Here is a 19,927-nt window from a genome sequence, read left to right as displayed (position 1 = left end):
CTGAGCCCAGCGATGGGGGATGGCATGCGCATTCTTGGATACGGACTGGCTGTGCTGGCGTTGTTGGCGTTTGGCGTCTGGGCGATCTTCTTTAAATGGCCTGCGGCGTTGACCGGCGCATCGGTTGAGCCTGCGGTCCTGATTTCGGATGTCCGGCTTGTGTCCATGCAACCCGGCGCCGCCGAGGTGGAAGCGCATCGCGACGTTCTGGTGCTTGATGGCGTGATTGCGGCGATCGCGGCTCACGGGGCGCTGGATGATGATCCGCGCGTTGAAGCCGCCTTGCTTGTGGACGGCGCGGGTCAGACGCTGTTGCCCGGCTTGATCGATGCTCATGTGCATGTCTGGGATGTGCCCGAGTTTGCGGGATATCTCGCCCATGGCGTGACGACCGTGCGCAATGTTTCGGGCCTGGTGGTGCATTTGCGTTGGGCGGACCGGATCGAGCGCGGCGCGCTGTTGGGTCCGACGCTCCTGACCACGGGGCCGATCCTGAACTCGCCGGGGCCCAATGTTCAGCAGAACCATGTGATCGTCGCGACAGAAGACGACGCGCGCGCCGCCGTGCGCCGCCAGCACGCGCAAGGGTTCGAGCATCTCAAGCTCTATTCCAACCTCACCGAGGCCGCCTATCGCGGCATATTGGACGAGGCGGGCGCGCTGGGGATGACGGTGTCCGGCCATACGCCGGAGGGCGTGCGGGAGCCCGGTATTCCGCTGGAGCGCGATTTCCTGATCCCGTTCACGCATGTGCTTGATGATGGCTTCGTGACCATCGAACACACTGAATCCATTGTCTGGCACGGCTTGCGCGACCGGTTGAACGCCGAGGCCATGCAAGCGCTCGCGACCGAGATGGCGGCGACGGGCGCGGTGGTGACGCCGACCCTGATCGCCCATGACAATCTGGTGCGCGTGGCGGAAAGCGACGGCGCCTATCTGGAACGCCCCGGCGTTGCGGCGATGAACCCGCTTTACATGCGCGTGGATGCGGGCATGCATGACTATTGGGCGCGCCAGGACCCGGCGGTCCGCGAAGAGGCGCGTCGACAGTTCTACCGCCAGGCCACCGGGCTGATGCATGAGGCTGGCGTTACACTGATCGCGGGCACGGATGCCGGCATTTTCATCAATCTGCCCGGCCGCTCGATGACCCGGGAGCTGGAACTGCTCGTGCAGTCGGGATTGAGCCCATACGAGGCGCTTCAGGCGGCGACCGTGACGCCGTCGATGGTCTTCGGGCTGGAGGATCGCGGCATGATCGTCCCCGGCCTGCGGGCGGATCTGATGCTGGTGTCCGGCGATCCGCTCAGCGACATTTCCAGCGTGGAGTTCCCCACAGCGGTCATGGCGAACGGGGTCTGGCTGGATCGCGATGATCTGGAGCGGCTTGAAAAGGCCAGCTATCGCGGATCCTTGCCGCGCAGCGTGGTCAATCTGCTCCCGATCCTGCTGGGCCGGTCCTGAGCGCGTTGATCAGACCGAGATATGCAGGTCCCTGAAAGCGCCGAATAAACTGACGCAAAAGGCGTGAAAGCCGCCGCCGCATCTTGCTCAAAAAGCGGGCCGCTGATACGCAATCAGCATGGCTCGCTCGACAATTATTTCACCCTCGATTCTGTCCGCTGATTTCGCCCGGCTGGGAGACGAGGTCAAAGCCATCGACGCTGCTGGCGCCGACTGGATTCATATCGATGTGATGGACGGGCATTTTGTGCCGAACCTCACCATCGGTCCGGCGGTGGTCAAAGCCCTGCGGTCCTGGTCCGATCAGCCCTTTGACGTGCACCTGATGATTTCGCCGGTGGACGCCTATATCGCCGATTTCGTCGAGGCGGGCGCGGACATGATCACCGCCCATCCCGAGGCGGGGCCCCATTTCCACCGCACCGTCCAGTCCATCAAGAGCCATGGCGTGAAGGCGGGCGCGGCGTTGAACCCCGGTTCATCGCTCGACATGATCGATTACGCCCTCGACGAGCTCGACCTCGTGCTGATCATGAGCGTGAACCCCGGCTTTGGCGGTCAGAGCTTCCTGAGCTCGCAACTGCGCAAGATCGAAACCCTGCGCAAGACCATCGAGCGGCGGGGTCTGGATACGCTGATCGAGGTGGATGGCGGGGTGAACCCGCAGACGGCTCAGCAATGCGTCAGCGCCGGAGCGGATGCGCTGGTGGCGGGATCGGCGGTGTTCAAGGGCGGGCCTGACGCCTATGCCGACAACATCGCGGCTTTGCGGGGCGCTTGAGACCTTGATGAAACGCCAGCCCAGGACCCGTGAGATCGCCGCCGCCCTGGCGTTGCGCGGTCGCCGGGAAATGTCGGACCTTCTGAACGCGGCGCCGCCCTATCGCATGCTGACCCAGAGCCAGCGCGCACCCGAGACGCTGGCTGTTCGGCCCAAGCCCTTGATCAAGGGCGACAAGGCCCATGGCGCGGCGCTTCTGGGCGGGCGGTTCGCGCTGGCGGGTGAAATGCTGGAAGTGTCCGAGGAGCAATCCGTCTGGGATTGCACCGCTCCGTCCAAGCGGTTCGCCGAACGCCTGCACCGATTTGACTGGCTGGCCGACCTTCTGGCCGTTGAGGACCCCGAAGCGCCCTTGATGGCGCGCAAGCTGGTCGATGACTGGCTGGCCCGGTTTGGCAAATGGAACTGGTTCAGCTGGGAGCCCCATGTGCTTGAAGGGCGGCTCTGGGCCTGGTTGCTGGCGAGCGAGACGGTCTTCGCCGAAGAGGATCCGGAAACGCCCAGACGGCTCAAATCAGCGGTGCGGCAGACCTTGCGACTGGCGCGTTGCCTCTCACTCATGCCGCAAGACAAGACGCGGCTGTTCGCGGCGATCACCCTGCGACTGGCGACGATCACGCTGGATTTGCCGGCCAAGCTGCAGACCCAGGCTCAAGGCGCGCTCGACCGGGAACTGACCAGCCAGATTCTGCCCGATGGCGGCCATGCCAGCCGTAATCCCTGTGCCGCCGCTGACACTCTGATCGCTCTCGTTGTGCTGGATAGGGCCGCAGATGAACGGGGCGTGACCCTGTCGTCCGAAGTCTCGCGCGCCATGGATCGGGCGGCGGCCTTTATTCGTTTCTGTCGTTTCCCGAGTGGCGGGTTGAGCGTCTTTCACGGCGGGGATGAAGGCGATTCTCGCGCCATCGAGACCGCGCTCAAGCATGTGGGCGGCGGGGAAGGCCGCGGCTTCAATGTGGCGCCCCATAGCGGGTTCAATCGCGTGGAAGCGGGCGGCGCGGTCCTGATCATGGATTCGGCGGGCCCGCCGTCGGGGTCGCATTCGGCGGACGTTCACGCCAGCGCGCTGGCGTTTGAATTCGCCGCGCCGGGCGGGCGCCTGGTGGTCAATTGCGGCTGGTCTGAAGATCAGCCGCGCACCTGGCGGGAGGCGGTGCGCGCCACCGCCGCGCATTCGGCGCTGACCCTGGAAGAAACCTCCTCCACGCGCCTTGTGGCTCAGGGTTGGGCGCGGGCGCTGCTCGGGCCGCGCGTGGCCGCGGGGCCCGAACCGGTGAAAGCCCGCCGGAACGAGGAAGACCTGGGCGTCTGGCTGGAGGCCAGCCATGAGGGCTATCGCCGGGAGTTCGGCCTGTCCTTGCGGCGGCGTCTGTTCCTGGCCTCTGACGGGGGCGATCTGCGCGGTGAGGACAGCCTGTATCGTCCGGTCGAGGATGGCGCTCCGGCCAATCCGGAGCTGCGCTATCGCTTCTCGATCCGCTTCCATCTGCATCCCAGTGTGCGCGCCTCCCTCTCAAGGGATTCCTTGAGTGCACTTCTGGTTGCCGGTAATGGTGATGGCTGGCGTTTCCGGACCGATGGGGGACCGGTGCGCCTGGAGCGCTCTGTGTATCTGGCGGCAGGGGGCAAGCCTGAACGTTCGACCCAGCTGGTCGTATCGGGAGAGGCGGAACCCTACGGGGCTGGCGAACGGCCGCCGAACCGTGTCAGATGGGCGTTTCAGCGCTTGGGTCGCGTGGGTGCGGCAGGATGAGTACGATGGGCGGATCCGGTGTCGATGACGCGGTCGCATGGGGGAGGCGGCGCCATGAGCGAAAACGCCACTGAAATCGACGAGGCGCGCAAATCGCCTGCACGCGGGATTGCGCTGACGACAAGTCTGGTTCTGCTTTATGACACCCTGGCGGCGGCGGGCGCGATGTTCGCCAGCCTCATGGTGCGTTATCATTTTTCCGAATACAGCGTGCCGCCGGGCGCGCTTGAATACATGGCGCCGGCGGTGTTTGCGCCCATCAGCGCGGCAGTGTTCCTGACGCTTGGGGTTCATCGCGGGTTGTGGCGCCACATGTCCATGCCGGACCTGTTGCCGATCGTGCAGGCGGTCCTGCTGTCCCATCTGATTTTCCTGCCGGTATTCTTCGTGATGAACCGGCTTGAGGATTTTCCGCGTTCAACCTTCGCCATTTCCGCTCCGTTTCTGATCATGCTCCTGGTGGCGCCCCGCGTGGCTGCGGCCGCCTGGCGCTCGGGCGATCTGCGATCCCTGGTGCAACGCGGGGACGAAAGCGCGCCCATGGCGGTGCTGGTGGGCGCTCGCGAGCATCTGGCGGATGTGCTGAAGGCGCATTTGCGCCGCGCATCAGGGCCGAGCTTTCGCTTTCGCGCCCTTGTGGAGACTGAAGGCACGGCGGGTGGTCGCGCGCTTTACGGCGTGCCGATCGAAGGCGGCGCCGACAAGCTGACCCGTGCCGTGCTGCGTGTGAAACGCCAGGCGGGCGAGGGCGGCGTTCGGATTGTGCTCGCCGACCCCAACCCGGATGCGGCGCTGGTCAATGAAGTCGCGCGCGTCGCCGGACGGACCGGCGTGCAATTGAGCCGCGCCCGCGGCGGCAATGGCGTCAGGGCCTTCACGTCGGTGGAAGCGTCTGACCTGCTTGCGCGCCCGCCGCGCGCCTTGTCGCGCGATGGCGCCCGGCGCCTGATCGCAGGCAAGCGGGTGCTGGTCACCGGCGCTGGCGGCACGATCGGATCAGAGCTTGTGCGTCAGGCGGCGGGCCTGAAGCCCGAGCGGCTGGTGCTGCTCGATAGCGCCGAGCCCAATCTCTACGAAATCGACATGGTGCTTCAATCCATGCCCCAGGCCCCCAGCTGGCGGTCGGTTCTGGGCGATATCAAGGACCGCGCAGGCCTGGATGTCCTGATGGCGGAGGAGCAGCCCGAAGTCGTGCTGCACGCGGCGGCGCTCAAGCATGTGCCGCTGATGGAGGAAAACGTCTCCGAGACCGTGCGCACCAACCTTATGGGCACGCGCAATGTGGTCGAGGCGGCCGCCGCAGCCGGGGTTGAAGCCGTGGTCTCGATCTCCACGGACAAGGCCGTGGATCCCAGCTCGATCATGGGCGGCAGCAAACGGGCGGTGGAGCTTTATCTCGCCGCCGCCGCCGACAAGGTTGAGCCGATGAAGCTCGCCTCGGTGCGCTTTGGCAATGTGCTGGGCTCGGCGGGCTCTGTGGTGCCGCTATTTGAACGCCAGATCGCTCAGGGCGGGCCGGTCACGGTCACTCATGAAGAGACGACGCGCTACTTCATGACGGTCGAGGAAGCCGCCGGGCTGGTGCTGGAAGCGGGCGCCCAGGCGGGGGCCGTGGGTCTTGAGGGCGGCGATATCTTCCTGCTCGACATGGGCGAGCCGGTTCTGATCTCGCGCCTCGCACGGCAGCTGATCCGCCTGCGCGGGCTGGAGCCCGAGCGCGATGTTGAGATCATCTATACCGGCATGCGCCCGGGCGAGAAGCTGCATGAAGCGCTGACCCACGCCTTTGAACGGGTCTCGCCCGCCGGACCGGCGGGTGTGTTGCGCATCCAGACGCCCGGTCTGGATCTGGCGCGGGTGGAGTCCGCGCTCGAGCAGTTGATCGCCGCGGCGCAGCGCCGCGATGATGATCAGGTCAGGAACCGGCTAAAACTGGTCATCGAAGCGGGATGGCCCGAAGGCGTGGCGGCGATCAGTCAAACGCTTCCCGCCGCGCGTGACGCGTGATAAGGGGCCGTCTTCGTTCCTGGCGCAGTTAGGTTGGCGCCGTCTGGGAGGACGTTTCCATGGATAATTCGGGCCTCGCCCCGCTCAAGCGGGCGCTGATTTCCGTTTCTGATAAAACCGGTCTCGCCGAACGCGCCGCCAAGCTGGCTGAAGCGGGCGTCGAGCTTCTGTCCACAGGCGGTACGCTGCAGGCCTTGCGCGACGCCGGACTGGATGCGCGCGACGTCTCCAGCGTCACCGAATATCCTGAAATGATGGATGGCCGGGTGAAAACCCTGCATCCGCGCATCCATGGCGGCCTGCTGGCCCGTCGTGACCGCGAGGATGATCTGGCGGCGATGGCCGAGCACGGCATTCCCCAGATCGACCTGCTGGTGGTCAATCTGTATCCGTTCGAAGAAACCGCCCGCTCCGGCGCCGATATCGACGCCTGCATCCAGAAGATCGATGTGGGCGGGCCGGCCATGATCCGCGCCGCGGCGAAGAATCACAACCACGTGGCCGTCTGCACCGATATGCGCGATCTCGACAAGGTGCTGGAGTCCATGGACGCCAACAATGGCGAGACCACGCTGGCCATTCGTCGCCATCTGGCGGCCAAGGCTTTCGCGCGCACTGCAGCCTATGACAGCGCTATTGCGGCGCGCTTCGAGCCGGAAGTCGAAAAACCCGCCCAGAGCTGGTTCACCATTGGCGGCCGCCGTCTGAACAAGCTGCGCTATGGCGAGAACCCGCACCAGGATGCGGCGCTTTATGAAGCGGCCGAGCAGCGTCCGGGCGTGGTCACGGCGCGCCAGATCCAGGGCAAGGCCCTGTCCTACAACAATATCGCCGACGCCGACGCGGCGTTCGAACTGGTCAGCGAATTTGACCCGGAGGACCGCGCGGCCGCCGTCATCATCAAGCACGCCAATCCGTGCGGCGCCGCGGCGGCGGACGATCTCGCCACCGCTTACGAACGCGCCTTTGCGGCGGATCCGATTTCCGCCTTTGGCGGCATCGCCGCGTTCAACCGCACGCTGGACGCCAGCACGGCGGACGCCATCACCAAGATCTTCACCGAGGTGGTCATCGCCCCGGATGCGGATGAAGCCGCGCTCGACATCCTGTCGTCGAAGAAGAATGTGCGCGTTCTTCTGACCGGCGCGCTGGCCGATCCGACCCAGCCGGGCTGGACCACCAAGGCGGTCGCCGGCGGCCTTCTGGTGCAGGAACGCGATACCGGCCATATCCTGCCCTCCGACCTCAAGGTGGTGACCAAGCGCGCCCCGACCGAGGAAGAGCTGGCGGATCTGATGTTCGCCTGGCGCGTGGTCAAGCACGTCAAATCCAACGCCATTGTCTTCGCCAAGGGCGGCACCACCGCTGGCGTCGGCATGGGCCAGACCTCGCGCGTGGAAGCCGTGCGGCTCGCCGCGCGCAAGGCCGAGGACGCCGCCAAGGAAAATGGCTGGGACGCGCCGCGCACGGCGAACTCCGCCTGTGCGTCTGATGCGTTCTTCCCGTTCCCTGACGGACTTCTGGAAGCGGCCAAGGCGGGCGCGCGCTGCGTCATCCAGCCGGGCGGCTCGGTGCGCGATGAAGACGTGATCGCCGCTGCCGATGAGGCGGGCCTGGCGATGGTCTTCACCGGTATGCGTCACTTCCGCCACTAGGCGGGAAGTGTTTGACCCTGACCGTGATGGGCTTAGTCATGAAGACGAGACCATCACGGCTGGGCGTGTGACATGGACGTATTGATCTGGGTTCTGGCGATAGCGGGGGCGGGCGTGCTCGCCTTCGCCCTTTATATCGGCTGGTCCCTGTATCGCAGGCTGCGCGGCCAGCACATGGCGCGCAAACCGTTTTCAGACCATGTGGCCTTCATGGAGCCCTATGTGCGGGTGTCCTACCCGCCCGGTGACGGTCCCTTTCCGGCCGTGCTGCTGTTTCATGGCTGCGGCGGCGTCCGCCAGGTCACCGAGAACTACGCCGCCCTTGCGGTGAAGGCGGGCGTTGCGGCCGTCATCGTGGACAGCCTGCGCGCCCGCGCCATCAGCTATGAACAGGCGCTGGCCCAGGTTTGCACCGGGCATCGTCTGTGGGGGCGTGAACGCGCGGCGGATGTGTATGCGGCGCTCGAACTGATCCGTCAGGACAAGCAGATCGACCCGCAGCGGCTGGCGCTCGCGGGCTGGAGCCATGGCGGCTGGACGGTTCTGGACGCGCTGACCCTGGCGCGGATGCAGACGCCGCCGGACGGGTTGTCAGACGCACCCGAGCAGCCCTTCAAGGGCGTGACCGGCGTGTTTCTGGTCTATCCCTATGTGAGCGGGCCGTCGCTCGCCGTGCGCAATGACTGGCTGGCTGATATCCCCATCGAGGGTGTGCTGGTGGAGCGCGATTCCATGGCCAGCGAGGCGGACGCTTCCGTCGTTTTCAGCCGGGCGCGCGAGCACGGCGCATCCGTGAGTTGGTCGGTGCTGGGCGGCGTGACCCACGCGTTCGACGAACCGGATCATCATCCGGAGTCTGCTTTGCGCTATGATCCGCAGGCGACCCTGGAAACCCAGGGACGGTTCAGCGACTTCCTGAAGCGACGTCTGACGCCGGGCGTGGCCTGAGGGCGTCCGGGCGCGACCTGAAATCCACATCCGTGCGCTTGTGACGCACTTATACTGAACGAATCCTTTGATTTTGCGCGCATGTCGTTAATCTCTGCGACAATTCTGTGTTCGGGGAGCGACACCAATGGAACAATTCTACGCGCTAGTTGATCAGGTCAGCGCGGCGATCTGGGGCGGACCGATGATCCTGCTCCTGCTGGGGACCGGTCTGTATTTCATGATCCGATTGCGGCTGCGGCCGCTGCGGCGACTGTTCCCGGCCTTCGGCGAATTGTGGGCGGGCCGCAAGGGCGGCGCCGGCTCGGGCGACATCACGCCCTGGCAGGCCCTGTCCACCGCGCTGTCTGGCCAGGTCGGCACCGGTAACCTGGCGGGCGTCGCCACGGCGATCTCGCTGGGCGGTCCGGGCGCCATCTTCTGGATGTGGATTACGGCGCTGGTCGGCATGGCGGCGGCTTACGCTGAATCGTCTCTGGCCGTGCGCTTCCGGGAAACCCACCCTGACGGGCACGTCCATGGCGGGCCGATGTATTACATCAAGAACGGTCTGGGCAAAAAATGGGGATTCCTGGCGGTTCTGTTCGCCGCTGGCACGCTGTTCTCCGCTGTCGCCACGGGCAATATGATCCAGTCCAACTCGATCACCCAGGCGATGACGGAAGCCTCTGCGCCCTTCTCTGAGTCTATTCCCTGCCAGATTGCGGTGGGCCGGACGGCGGTCGAAGTGAACGGCGATTTCGGCAATGCCTACGCGTCGGCCTGCACCGTCGCAGCGGCGGCGGAATCGGGTGAGCTGGTGACGGTCGAGCGTATGGGCGAGACCTTCGAACTGCCGGCGGAAGCCTTCACGGTCATGGTCGCCAACTGGGTGCCGGGCCTGATCCTGGCCATCCTGGTCTTCATCGTCATCATTGGCGGCATCAAGTCGATCGGCTCGTTCGCGGGCAAGGTCGTGCCGTTCATGGCGGTGGTGTACCTGATCAGCGCCATGTTCATCCTCGCATTGAACCTGCCGGCCCTGCCGGGTGCGTTCGCGACGATCTTCACCGATGCCTTCACGGGATCGGCCGCAGCGGGCGGTTTTGTCGGGTCTTCCATCATGATCGCCTTGCGCTTCGGCGTGGAGCGCGGCCTGTTCTCGAACGAGGCGGGTCAGGGCTCGACGGCCATCGCCCACGCGGCGTCTAAGACCGACTCGCCGGTGCGTCAGGGCGAGATCGCCATGCTCGGCACGTTCATCGACACCATCGTGATCTGTACGATGACCGCGCTGGTGATCCTGGTGGTCCAAGGCGCGTATCCCAACGGCGCCGAGACCGTCGGCTTCGCCTGGCAGTCCCAGCTGGAAGCCTCCGAGGTGACCACGGCGGTCTTCCGCGAAAGCACGATCCCGTTTGGCGGCATCCTGATCGCGGTCTGTCTGACCCTGTTCGCCTTCACCACCATTCTGGGCTGGTCCTACTATGCCGAACAGGCGCTGACCTATCTGGTCGGTGACTGGGCGACCAAGCCGTTCCGCCTGATGTGGGTGGTGATGGTGTTCTTCGGCGCGCTTCAGCAGGTGGACTTCATCTGGAAGTTTGGCGGCATCGCCAACGCAGCGATGGCGGCGCCCAACCTGATCGCCATATTGCTGTTGTCCGGCGTGGTAATCGCCTACACCAAGAAGGCGGATGAAGAAGGACAGGGATCGAACCCGTCCAGCAATGACAGCTAGAGGCGACCTGTCGCGCTAGCAAAGACCCCCGGCGCCCTGGCGCCGGGGGTTTTCTTTTGTCAGGAGCGGTTGGACGCGGCCGGTTTGCGCAAGGTTCGGATGCAGGCCAGCAGGGCGAAACCGAGCCCGACTCCGACAAGATCGGCGACCAGGTCCGCGATGGAGGCGGTTCGGCCCCAGCCGCTCAGCGCCTGGGCGATCTCGATCACCAGACCAAACCCCGCCAGTCCGACCGCCAGCGACCAACGCGCCGCCATCGGCCATGCCGCCCGTGCGACCAGGGTCAGTAACAAGAAAGCGCCGGCATGCTTGAGTTTGTCGACGCCAAGCAGGTTCGGCGGTTCGGGCTCGGAAGGCGCAAGAGCCAGGCCGAATATCACGAGCGACACCGCCAGAAGCGCCAGTTGCGCCTGCTTCGGGCTGAGCGCGAAGGCTTGCAGCCCGGACCGGGGCTTTCTACCGTCTGGCTGATTTTCCAAAGGCTCAGAGGCGCTCATGTCCACACTTCTCAACGATCTCGACCGTCTGGCCACGCCGCGCCATGACTGGACCCGTGACGAGGTCGCATCCATTCATGAGGCGCCGTTCAACGATCTGATCTTTGCGGCGCAAAGCCTGCACCGTCAGGTCCATCGCCCGAACACGGTGCAGAAGTCGCGCCTGTTGTCGATCAAGACCGGCGGCTGTGCGGAAGACTGCGGCTATTGCAATCAGTCCGCCCATTTCGACACCGGTCTTAAGGCGTCCAAGTTGATGGATCCCGAAGAGGTCGAGAAAAAGGCGATCGAAGCGAAGAATTCAGGCGCCACGCGATTCTGCATGGGGGCAGCCTGGCGCGAGCTGAAAGAACGCGACGAGCCGAAGATCCATGACATGATCCGTCGGGTGAAAGGGCTGGGCCTTGAGACCTGCATGACGCTGGGCATGCTGGGCGACGGACAGGCCGAGCGCCTCGCCGAGGCCGGGCTTGATTACTACAACCACAATCTCGACACCTCGCCGGAATACTACAAGCAGATCATCACCACCCGGACCTGGGATGACCGGATCGACACCCTGTCCAAGGTGCGCGCGGCCGGGATGAAGACCTGCTGCGGCGGCATTATCGGCATGGGCGAGAGCAAGGCGGACCGGATCGGGCTCCTCACCGAGCTGGCGACCCTGCCGGTCCATCCTGAAAGCGTTCCGGTCAATCATCTGGTGGAAGTGGCGGGCACGCCCCTGTCAGGCTCAGAGAGTCTCGACGGGCTGGAGTTCGTGCGGGCGATCGCTACGGCCCGCCTGATCATGCCCAAGAGCGTGGTGCGCCTGTCCGCGGGTCGCGAAACCATGTCGCGCGAGCTTCAGGCGCTGTGCTTCCTGGCGGGCGCAGGCTCGATCTTTGTGGGCGATGAGCTTCTGACCACGCCGAACCCGGATGAGAATACGGACAATGTCCTGTTCCGCGATCTCGGGCTCGAAGGCGATGAAGCGGCGCGTCAGGCGAACGCCTGACGCCTATTCCGCGCTCAGCGAGTGGCTGCCGGGCAGGTTCAGTTCCGGCGCCGCTTCCGATCGGGTCATGCGCGGCAGATGGCACGTCACGCGCGTGCCTTCGCCGGGCTCGCTCTCCAGCTCCACCCAGCCGCCATGCAGGCGGACGATGTCGTTGACCAGCGCCAGGCCCAGGCCCGCGCCGCCGCCATCGCCGCGCTCGAAGCGCTCGAAAATGGTCGCCTGGCGGTCCGGCGCAATGCCGACGCCGTCATCGGCCACCCACAAGGACACGTCATCGCCCGCGACTTCGGCGCCGACTTCAACGGCGCCGCCCGGATTGACGTGATCCATGGCGTTGGTGAGCAGGTTGTAGACGACCTGCTTGAGGCGCTTGCCGTCCGCCCGGATCAGCGGGCCGTCCTCGTCGGCGTTGAGCGTCAGCTTGATGCCCGAATGCTCGGCGCGCGAGGCGATCAGCTCCATGGATTCCTCGGCCAGGGCGTGCAGGTTCACATCGCCCAGCTCCATTTCGAGCTGGCCTGCATCAATGGCGGCGATATCGAGGATGTCGTCGATCAGCTTGCCCAGTTGCGCCGAAGCGGTCTGGATCGCGCCCATATGCTCTTTCTGGCGGTCTGACAGATCGCCGGCGAACCCGCCCGCGAGCAGATCGGCATAGCCGTGAATCGTCGTCAGCGGCGTGCGCAGCTGATAGCTCACATGCTCGACGAACTCGGTCTTGATGCGCTCGGACGCTTCCAGCGCTTCGGCGCGGTCACGCAGGGCGGATTCAATGCGGCGGCTGTCGGTGATGTCATCCCAGGCGATCAGCGTCGCGCCATCGGGCAGGGGGCGGGTCAGCCAGGTCAGTACCGAATTGTCGCTACGGCGGATCTCGCCCGTCATGGCCTTGCGCGATTCCGGGCTGGGATCGGTGATCCGCGCCTTGAGCTGACCCCAGGCTTCCTCATGGTCATAAAGTGGGGTGCAGGAGGCGACCATGTCGTCGAAATGCACGCCGTCCAGGCGCTCGGGGTCGAGCTTCCACAGGGTTTCAAACGCGGCGTTGCGCAGTTTCAGGCGACCGTCGGAGCCGAACACGGCGACGGCTTCGTGCAGCTTGTCCAGCGTGGCGCGTTGCACCTTGAGCTGGGTGTTGTAGCGCGCCTGCAGGGACAGCTGGTCGGTCATGTCCTCGAAGATCACCAGCAGCCCGCCCATCGGATGGCGCTGGCGCGCCACGCGCAGGGTGCGGCCATCAGGCAGCGCCCACAGCTCATCCGGCTCGGCGTCCTGGTTCGGCGCGGCTTCATAGCGCGACAGCTCGGCCTGGCGCCAAGCGCTGTAATCGGCCTGTTCGGGCAGGCGGCGTTTCTCGCGCAGACGGTCCAGCAACACGCCATGGGCCGGGCGGTCATTGAGGAAGGCTTCTTCCACATTGAACATCTGGCTGAAGGCCTGATTGTAGAAGACCAGCTTCTTGGCGCGGTCAAAGATCGCCACGGCCTCGGTCATGTGGTTCAGCGTCAGGTCATGCGCTTCGCGGAAGCGGTTGAGCGCCGCCTTGGCTTCCTCGCCATCGGTGGCGTCCACGGCGAAACCGGTCACGCCGCCTTGCACCGGATAGCTGGTCACCGACATCACCCGGCGCTGGCCGGCCAATACGACGCCGCGCGCCGTGGTGCGCGGATCGCCCGAATTGAGCACGTCGCGCGCCTGTTCGTTCAGGGTCGGCTCCAGCAGGATCTGACGGTCCAGCACGTCGGCCACGTCAGAGGCTTCCACGGCTTTGACATAGGCTGCGTTCACCCAGTTGAGCCGGCCATTCTGGTCCATGCGCCAGGCCGGGACCGGATTGCGTCCCATCATGTCCATGAAGCCGATCGGGTCGTCATGGCTGATTTCGTCTGCAGACGCGCCGTCGGAATGGCGCAGGGCGGTGTCGGTCAGCCAGATCACGAGCTGGCGTCCGGCCGGGCGTCCATCGGCCTGGATCTGACGACCGGAGGGGCCGGTCAGGGTCAGGGAGAAGGGCTGGCCCTCCGCCATCAGGGCGCGGGCGCGATCGCGGAAATTGACCGTTTCACCGCCAGCGTTACGGGCGCTGAACCCTGAAATGCTGTCGAGAATGTCGGTGGCGATCTGCCCGTTGGCGCCGCCGGACTGGCTCAATTCGGCAAATTGCAGGAGCGAGGCGAGGGCGGCGGGCGAGCCATAGAGCTTGGGCGCGGACCAGTGTTCGGCCTCGGCTTGGGGCGGCATGTCCCAAACAACGACCACGCCGGGATGGGCGGCGAACAGGCTGGTATGGCGCTCGGCGCGGTCTTCGGCGGCCAACAGGCGGTCGCGCCAGAGCTTGCGGGCCTTGCGGGCGCCCGCTGTCAATCTGTAGGCCCAGACCGAGGATGCCAGGGCGAAGGCGACAGAGCCGCCCGTGACGATGAGTGTGGCCAGTTGTACCGGTTCGGCTGCGGTCATGACGCGCCTTTTCCCCAATTGCCTGGTGCGCCATCCCGCTGAAAACGCGCACACGTGCGAATCACATCTTACCGGAAGGTGAATTCAGACGCGATGGCCAGAGGAATCGGGAGCCTGAATTGTCCGCCTTGCACTGTGGACAAGGTCAATAAAGGCTTAAATTTCAATCAAAGTTGAATGATTGGATTCACCGAATCCGCACTTCGCCCTGGGTGAATTCAAACAGGACGACACAGCCTTCCAGCGCGGCGCCCTGGCTGAGCGGCGCGAACCGCCAGGTCTCGACCGCGCGTCGCGCTTCTCGATCAAAGCTGCCGCCGGGCACGCCGCGTGCAATCGCGACATTGGCCACGTCTCCGGCTTCTGTGACATCGAACTGGACGATGGACCAGCCTTGCAGGCCCCGCGCCCAGCCGCGCGCGGGGTAATCGGGCAGGTTGGCGTTGATCGCCCGCAAGGGCTCGCCCGCGCACTGATCGGAACTCGCGGCCCGCTCCACATTGGGCGGCACCGGCATGTCAGAGGTCGCCACGAAAGGCTGGAGCCGTGGGTCCGCCAGCGGATTGAGTTCGGGATTCGAGCTGCATGCCCCCAATGCGAGAGCCGACAATCCTGAAACAAGAAAAGCTGTAAATTTCAAAGACATTTTAATAGAGTGCGATGGACCTGAGAGGAGGGGCGAATTTTGAATATACGTAAGTTTGTGGGGGCCGTCTGCATGCTGGGACTGGCCGGCTGCGCATCAATGCCGGTTTCCGATCGTGTGGAGTATGGCGGGACGCTCAGGCCTGTCGAGCTGCAGGGGCCGACATCCAGCTGTGATGACTGGGAATATGATGTCTATCACATTCCCCAATGGACAAGCCGGTTTGTGGCCTTTCTGCAAATGGACTCCAATGACTATGCGCGAAATGGACGTCAGTTCCCGATCACGCTGTCCTATAGCGTGCTGACGGATGGAACCGCGGCGAACATCAAGCTCGTGGACCCCATGTGGTATACGGACCATGCCGCCTATCGCGAGTTGCCCAAGACAACGGCGGACGCGCTGACCCGCTCTCGTTTCCGTTTTGAAGGCGAGGGCGACCCTCTGCCGGCAACCGATTGTCGATACAGCTTTGCCTTTTCGTTGACGCCCTACCGCGCCGGAGACGACTAAGAAAAAACCCCCGCTGGATCATCCGGCGGGGGTTCTCTTTTCTTATGCCGCTAACGCCTAGTAGCGATAGTGCTCGGCCTTGAACGGGCCTTTCTGCTCGACGCCGATATAGTCGGCCTGTTCGACGGACAGCTCGCTCAGTTGCGCGCCCAGCTTGTCCAGGTGCAGGGCGGCGACCTTTTCATCCAGATGCTTGGGCAGGATGTAGACCTGGTTCTCGTACTGATCGCCGCGGGTCCACAGCTCGATCTGGGCCAGCACCTGGTTGGTGAAGCTGGCGGACATGACGAAGCTGGGGTGGCCGTTGGCGTTGCCCAGATTCACCAGGCGGCCTTCGGATAGCAGGATGATCTTGTTGCCGTCGGGGAACTCCACCAGGTCGACCTGCGGCTTGACGTTGGTCCACTGGAAGTTCTTCAGCGCCTCGACCTGAATCTCGTTGTCGAAGTGACCGATATTGCACACGATCGCCATGTTTTTCATGACGCGCATATGGTCGACGGTGACGACGTCCTTGTTGCCGGTGGCGGTGACGACGATGTCGATATCCTTGATCACATCCTCGAGCTTGACCACGGCGAAACCGTCCATGGACGCCTGCAGGGCGCAGATCGGGTCGATCTCGGTCACAGACACGCGGGCGCCGGCATTGCGCAGGGATTCAGCCGAACCCTTGCCCACATCGCCATAGCCGCAGACGACGGCGGTCTTGCCGGCCATCATCACGTCGGTGCCGCGACGGATCGCGTCCACCAGGCTTTCACGGCAGCCATAGCGGTTGTCGAACTTGGACTTGGTCACGGAGTCGTTGACGTTGATCGCCGGGAAGGCCAGCTCGCCGCGCTTGGCCAGCTGATACAGGCGCATCACGCCGGTGGTGGTTTCCTCGGAGACGCCCTTGATGGCGGCCTTGGCCTTGGCGAACCAGCCCGGGGAGGCTTCCATGCGCTTCTTGATGGTCTGGAAGAGATAGCCCTCTTCTTCCGACTTCGGCTCGCCCAGAACGCTGGCGTCGGCTTCAGCCTTCTCGCCCAGCTGCAGATACATGGTGGCGTCGCCGCCATCGTCCAGGATCATGTTGGCGGTTTCACCGTTCGGCCAATGGAAGATGGCGTCGGCGAACTCCCAGTATTCTTCCAGCGTTTCGCCCTTGTAGGCGAAGACCGGAATGCCGCGCTCGGCGATGGCGGCGGCGGCGTGGTCCTGGGTGGAGAAGATGTTGCACGAGGCCCAGCGGACGTCCGCGCCTAGCTCCACCAGGGTTTCGATCAGAACGGCGGTCTGGATCGTCATGTGCAGGGAGCCTGCAATGCGCGCGCCTGCGAGCGGCTTCTTGCCTTTGTACTCTTCACGCAGGGCCATCAGGCCGGGCATTTCAATCTCGGCCATTTCGATCTCGAGCCGGCCCCAGTGAGCCAGCGAGAGGTCTTTGACATAGCGATCGTCGCCGGTGTTGGCGGCATTGAGCAGGGTCATAGATGAGCGCCTTGTTTTTTGACTGCCGGCAGGCGGACGCCTGCCGGTTCCATATGAGACGGGCCATCTCTTAACACGCGTCCCAAAACGGGCAAACCGCACCGCGTGAACATCGCAAAACAAGCCGAAATTCGCGCTATTTCTTAAATTGGTCCTAAATCTGTATAAACTTTATGGTAAGGTTCTTGCTGAGGGCCTGTACAATGGGCTCATGCGGCCAGGCCGCAGGCGTCGTCTCAGGGGCGACGCGCCTACGCAACGGACTGAGGGGACTGTTGAAAATGGCGAATTTGCCAACCGCTTATGCGAGCCAGGATTTTGGCCGTAAAACGCTGGATTTTTACGCCGCCTCTGGCGAAGTGAGCGGGTCTGACCCGCGTGCGCGCGCCGACGAACGCAGCCTGACCGATTATGACGGCGCCAAACACACCGTGCGCGTCATGGACCGGAATTTCGCCCTGGAGGCGGGGGACCAGGCGTCGGTTCTGCGCATGCAGACCGGCCCGGCCCAGCGCTCACGCCCGGTGGCGCTGGTCAATCACACCCAGAAAGGCTGGTCGCGCACCCATCCCGGCGCCAGCGCGCTCTTGTCTCGCGCCGGCGTTGCGCGAAACGTGAACTGGTTCCTGACTGTTTTGCTGTTCGCCCTGATGTCCCTCGTCATGGTCTGGCCGGCTCTGCGCGCCTTTCTGATGGAAGTCGATCCCGGTCTGTTCGGCGCAGCGCCCGAATTTGACCTGTTTGCACTGGCCCTGGCCGCTTTGCCGGATCTGGGCAATTGGAGCTTCGCTGAAAGCGTCGCCCCGCTATCGAGCCTGATCGCCCAGGCGGGGCCACTGGCGGCCGAGCATGCGGACGCCATCGTGTTTTATGGCGCCAGCGGGCTGGGCGCGCTGATCGTGTTCGCCACGCGCTCCTGGCGCCTGCTCTGGGCGCCGTTGTTCGTGGGCCTGGTCGGCGCAGCGGCCCTGGGCCTGGGTGGTGAAGCGGAGGCGGCGGGTTATGCCGTTCTGGCCTATGGCCTGGCGGGACTGATTTTCGTGGTCGGCGGGACGATCAATCGCGTGCGCGACTCCGCCCGGCTGGAGCGTCGGATCGCGCTGCTCGCGGACCATCTCGAGCGGCACCCGCCCGAAGAAACCATTGCCCATGCCGAAGACCCTGAAGCGGAACAGGCGGTCGAGCCTGTCGCTGAGGAGTCCGAAGCGGAAGATGCGGACGCGTCTGCAGCCAATGATGACGCGCCGGCGGCCATCGCCGTTCCGGTGAGCGCTGCCTTGAGCGAGGGCGAGGGCGAAGCCGCTGCGGCCGATGTCGAGCAAGCCTCCGTCGCCGATACGGACAGTGAAGAGACTGCCTCTGCCGAGGCAGAAGCCGAAGACGCGCCAACCGCGGACGCGGATGCACCTGTCGTCCAACCGGACGAGACCGTTGCTGTGGATGCCGATGAAGCCGTGCTGGAAGACACGGAAGGGGACGAAGAGGCGGTTGAAGCGGAAGCCGAAGGCGCCGAACCGGCGCCGGCCGATACCGTCCTGACCGAAGAAACCCCCGAACCGGTTCTGTCCGCCCCGGAGGCCGGGGATGATGAAGCGGTGTCTGAGCCTGCGACCGAGACGATGGCGGGGGATGTGGCTCCATCGGAAGAGCCTGCCGCTACAACGGTGGATGAGGCTGTTGCGGAAGACGCGCAAAGCGAAGCCACCGAGGCGGCTTCGGATGATGAAGTCGAGCCGACGGCCGAAGAAGCTGTCGCCTTCGAGGCGGAGTCCGAGGCCGATATCGAGACCCATGCTGATCCGGACGCGCTGACATCTGAGGACGCCGAGGAGCTGGAGCCGGCGCTCACCGCCGAGGCGCAAAGCGACCCCCAGCCTGAAGAGCCGGAATTGGAACTCGCCGGTCTGGACGCGGAAGAGGCCGAACGCCTGAAGAATGATCCGCGCTACGCCGCCCGGGCCATTGTGTTGCCCTCGCCGCCGCCCATGCCGGCTGCTGAAGCTGAAGCTGAAGCTGAGGCTGAGGCTGAGGCTGAGGCGGATACGGCTGCGGATGACGCGGTGACGGCGTCGAACGGCCCGGTGACCCGCGAGACGCGTGAGCTACGGCCCAGTGCGCCGCTGACGAGCCGTGTCCTGTCTCTGTTCTCGAATCCGCCCGTGCCGCCGGCCCCGCCTGCGCCGCCCGCGCCCGAGCGCAGTTCCGAGGACGAGAACGTCTAGGCGCGAAGCCCTTGTTCCAATGCAAAACGCCGCCGGATCATCCGGCGGCGTTTTTGTTGATGAGGCATGACGTTCTTCGGTCAGTCGTTCTCGTTAAAGCCGCATTCCACCAGGGCGCTGAGCGCGTCCACGGCCTCTTCGGCGTCCTCGCCTTCGGCCTTGATGGTGATGACCACGCCCGGTCCGGCGGCCAGCATCAGCAATTCCATGATGGAATCCGCACTGACTTCCTCGGCGTCGCGGGCGACGCTCACCTGGGAGTCAAAGCGTGCGGCTTCCGCCACGAATTTCGCAGAGGCGCGGGCATGCAAGCCGCGCTGGTTGCAGATCGTTACGGTGCGTTCGGTGTTCACGCGGCGCCATCCAGAATCTGGGAGGCGACGGCGATATAGCGCTTGCCCGCCTCGCTGGCGCTTTCGGCCAGGGCGTTCATGTCCAGACGCGAGCGCGCTTCGGCGAGCTTGATCAGCATGGGCAGATTGGCCCCGGCGATCACTTCGACCCGGCCTTTTTCCAGCAGCGAAATGGACAGGTTGGAGGGGGTGCCGCCGAACATGTCGGTCAGGATGATCACGCCATCGCCCTGATCAGCTTTCTCCACCGCTTCGCGAATATCGTCGCGGCGGCGCTCCATATCATCATCCGGGCCGATGGAAATGGCGCTGCAGGCTTCAAGCGGGCCGACCACATGTTCAGTGGCGGCGACGAGTTCGTCAGCGAGACGGCCATGGGTGACGACGACAATGCCGATCATGGTGTGGATCAGGTCCTCAGACGGAGTA

The 19,927-nt window shown here is 64.7% G+C and carries 16 protein-coding genes; 10 read left to right on the top strand and 6 right to left on the bottom strand.

From position 1 onward, the window contains the following. Positions 1-24 precede the first annotated feature (24 nt). From RBA95_RS00225 to RBA95_RS00195, 7 genes are all read left to right on the top strand, one after another. Positions 25-1,467 (top strand): amidohydrolase family protein, encoded by a 1,443-nt coding sequence (locus RBA95_RS00225; protein ID WP_306014758.1) that lies wholly within the window; start codon positions 25-27, stop codon positions 1,465-1,467. A 118-nt stretch (positions 1,468-1,585) separates the two neighbouring features. After that, on the top strand, positions 1,586-2,248 hold the full coding sequence (gene rpe / locus RBA95_RS00220; RefSeq protein ID WP_306014757.1) for a ribulose-phosphate 3-epimerase: 663 nt from the start codon (positions 1,586-1,588) through the stop codon (positions 2,246-2,248). 7 nt (positions 2,249-2,255) lie between these two features. Beyond that, positions 2,256-4,004, top strand: coding sequence for a heparinase II/III family protein (locus tag RBA95_RS00215; RefSeq protein WP_306014756.1), 1,749 nt, complete (start codon positions 2,256-2,258; stop codon positions 4,002-4,004). Positions 4,005-4,058: 54 nt separating this feature from the next. Further along, the gene (locus RBA95_RS00210; RefSeq protein ID WP_306014755.1) at positions 4,059-6,011 is read left to right on the top strand and encodes a polysaccharide biosynthesis protein; all 1,953 of its coding nucleotides are present in this window, start codon (positions 4,059-4,061) and stop codon (positions 6,009-6,011) included. A gap of 59 nt (positions 6,012-6,070) precedes the next feature. Continuing rightward, positions 6,071-7,666, top strand: a complete 1,596-nt coding sequence (purH, locus tag RBA95_RS00205) for a bifunctional phosphoribosylaminoimidazolecarboxamide formyltransferase/IMP cyclohydrolase (RefSeq protein WP_306014754.1) — start codon at positions 6,071-6,073, stop codon at positions 7,664-7,666. A gap of 72 nt (positions 7,667-7,738) precedes the next feature. Next, positions 7,739-8,614: a dienelactone hydrolase family protein gene (locus RBA95_RS00200; protein WP_306014753.1), complete on the top strand. Its 876-nt coding sequence runs from the start codon at positions 7,739-7,741 to the stop codon at positions 8,612-8,614. A 127-nt stretch (positions 8,615-8,741) separates the two neighbouring features. Beyond that, complete coding sequence (locus RBA95_RS00195; protein WP_306014752.1) at positions 8,742-10,334, top strand: sodium:alanine symporter family protein; 1,593 nt, start codon at positions 8,742-8,744, stop codon at positions 10,332-10,334. A 59-nt stretch (positions 10,335-10,393) separates the two neighbouring features. On the opposite strand, the gene RBA95_RS00190 is transcribed toward RBA95_RS00195, so the two are convergent. After that, positions 10,394-10,831 (bottom strand): VanZ family protein, encoded by a 438-nt coding sequence (locus RBA95_RS00190; RefSeq protein WP_306014751.1) that lies wholly within the window; start codon positions 10,829-10,831, stop codon positions 10,394-10,396. Between RBA95_RS00190 and bioB the strand changes: the two genes are divergently transcribed. Beyond that, positions 10,830-11,828, top strand: a complete 999-nt coding sequence (gene bioB / locus RBA95_RS00185; protein ID WP_306014750.1) for a biotin synthase BioB — start codon at positions 10,830-10,832, stop codon at positions 11,826-11,828. The two genes, RBA95_RS00190 and bioB, sit on opposite strands and share 2 nt — an antisense overlap. Positions 11,829-11,831: 3 nt before the next feature. Here bioB and RBA95_RS00180 read toward each other — a convergent pair whose 3' ends face one another. Continuing rightward, positions 11,832-14,288, bottom strand: a complete 2,457-nt coding sequence (locus RBA95_RS00180; protein ID WP_306014749.1) for a PAS domain-containing sensor histidine kinase — start codon at positions 14,286-14,288, stop codon at positions 11,832-11,834. A gap of 187 nt (positions 14,289-14,475) precedes the next feature. Continuing rightward, positions 14,476-14,820, bottom strand: a complete 345-nt coding sequence (locus tag RBA95_RS00175; protein ID WP_306014748.1) for a TonB family protein — start codon at positions 14,818-14,820, stop codon at positions 14,476-14,478. A gap of 153 nt (positions 14,821-14,973) precedes the next feature. Here RBA95_RS00175 and RBA95_RS00170 point away from each other — a divergent pair, with 153 nt between their 5' ends. Then, positions 14,974-15,447 carry a hypothetical protein gene (locus RBA95_RS00170; RefSeq protein WP_306014747.1) on the top strand — a complete coding sequence of 158 codons (474 nt, stop codon included), beginning with the start codon at positions 14,974-14,976 and terminating at the stop codon, positions 15,445-15,447. 57 nt (positions 15,448-15,504) lie between these two features. Here the strand turns inward: RBA95_RS00170 and ahcY are convergent, their stop codons facing one another. Further along, positions 15,505-16,923, bottom strand: a complete 1,419-nt coding sequence (ahcY, locus tag RBA95_RS00165; protein WP_306014746.1) for an adenosylhomocysteinase — start codon at positions 16,921-16,923, stop codon at positions 15,505-15,507. 281 nt (positions 16,924-17,204) lie between these two features. On the opposite strand from ahcY, the gene RBA95_RS00160 reads away from it, so the two are divergent. Continuing rightward, positions 17,205-19,145 carry a hypothetical protein gene (locus RBA95_RS00160; RefSeq protein WP_306014745.1) on the top strand — a complete coding sequence of 647 codons (1,941 nt, stop codon included), beginning with the start codon at positions 17,205-17,207 and terminating at the stop codon, positions 19,143-19,145. 80 nt (positions 19,146-19,225) lie between these two features. Here RBA95_RS00160 and RBA95_RS00155 read toward each other — a convergent pair whose 3' ends face one another. Both RBA95_RS00155 and RBA95_RS00150 read right to left on the bottom strand, forming a co-directional pair. Beyond that, entirely contained in the window at positions 19,226-19,498 is a 273-nt protein-coding gene (locus RBA95_RS00155; protein ID WP_306014744.1) for an HPr family phosphocarrier protein, read from the bottom strand. Beyond that, the gene (locus RBA95_RS00150) at positions 19,495-19,899 is read right to left on the bottom strand and encodes a PTS sugar transporter subunit IIA (protein WP_009802633.1); all 405 of its coding nucleotides are present in this window, start codon (positions 19,897-19,899) and stop codon (positions 19,495-19,497) included. The genes RBA95_RS00155 and RBA95_RS00150 overlap by 4 nt, the downstream gene beginning before the upstream one ends. Between the last annotated feature and the right edge of the window lie 28 nt (positions 19,900-19,927).

The sequence above is a fragment of the Oceanicaulis sp. MMSF_3324 genome, from assembly GCF_030733545.1.
GTDB lineage: Bacteria > Pseudomonadota > Alphaproteobacteria > Caulobacterales > Maricaulaceae > Oceanicaulis.
The sequence above is the reverse complement of the archived record's forward strand: the minus strand, read 5'-3'. Positions and strand labels throughout refer to the sequence as shown.

Coding starts and splice junctions, on each gene's coding strand:
- RBA95_RS00215 (WP_306014756.1), top strand. CDS start 2,256: ATGAAACGCCAGCCCAGGACCCGTGAGATCGCCGCCGCCCTGGCGTTG.
- RBA95_RS00195 (WP_306014752.1), top strand. CDS start 8,742: ATGGAACAATTCTACGCGCTAGTTGATCAGGTCAGCGCGGCGATCTGG.
- ahcY (WP_306014746.1), bottom strand. CDS start 16,923: ATGACCCTGCTCAATGCCGCCAACACCGGCGACGATCGCTATGTCAAA.
- bioB (WP_306014750.1), top strand. CDS start 10,830: ATGTCCACACTTCTCAACGATCTCGACCGTCTGGCCACGCCGCGCCAT.
- RBA95_RS00150 (WP_009802633.1), bottom strand. CDS start 19,899: ATGATCGGCATTGTCGTCGTCACCCATGGCCGTCTCGCTGACGAACTC.
- RBA95_RS00225 (WP_306014758.1), top strand. CDS start 25: ATGCGCATTCTTGGATACGGACTGGCTGTGCTGGCGTTGTTGGCGTTT.
- rpe (WP_306014757.1), top strand. CDS start 1,586: ATGGCTCGCTCGACAATTATTTCACCCTCGATTCTGTCCGCTGATTTC.
- RBA95_RS00210 (WP_306014755.1), top strand. CDS start 4,059: ATGAGCGAAAACGCCACTGAAATCGACGAGGCGCGCAAATCGCCTGCA.
- RBA95_RS00200 (WP_306014753.1), top strand. CDS start 7,739: ATGGACGTATTGATCTGGGTTCTGGCGATAGCGGGGGCGGGCGTGCTC.
- RBA95_RS00190 (WP_306014751.1), bottom strand. CDS start 10,831: ATGAGCGCCTCTGAGCCTTTGGAAAATCAGCCAGACGGTAGAAAGCCC.
- RBA95_RS00180 (WP_306014749.1), bottom strand. CDS start 14,288: ATGACCGCAGCCGAACCGGTACAACTGGCCACACTCATCGTCACGGGC.
- RBA95_RS00160 (WP_306014745.1), top strand. CDS start 17,205: ATGGCGAATTTGCCAACCGCTTATGCGAGCCAGGATTTTGGCCGTAAA.
- purH (WP_306014754.1), top strand. CDS start 6,071: ATGGATAATTCGGGCCTCGCCCCGCTCAAGCGGGCGCTGATTTCCGTT.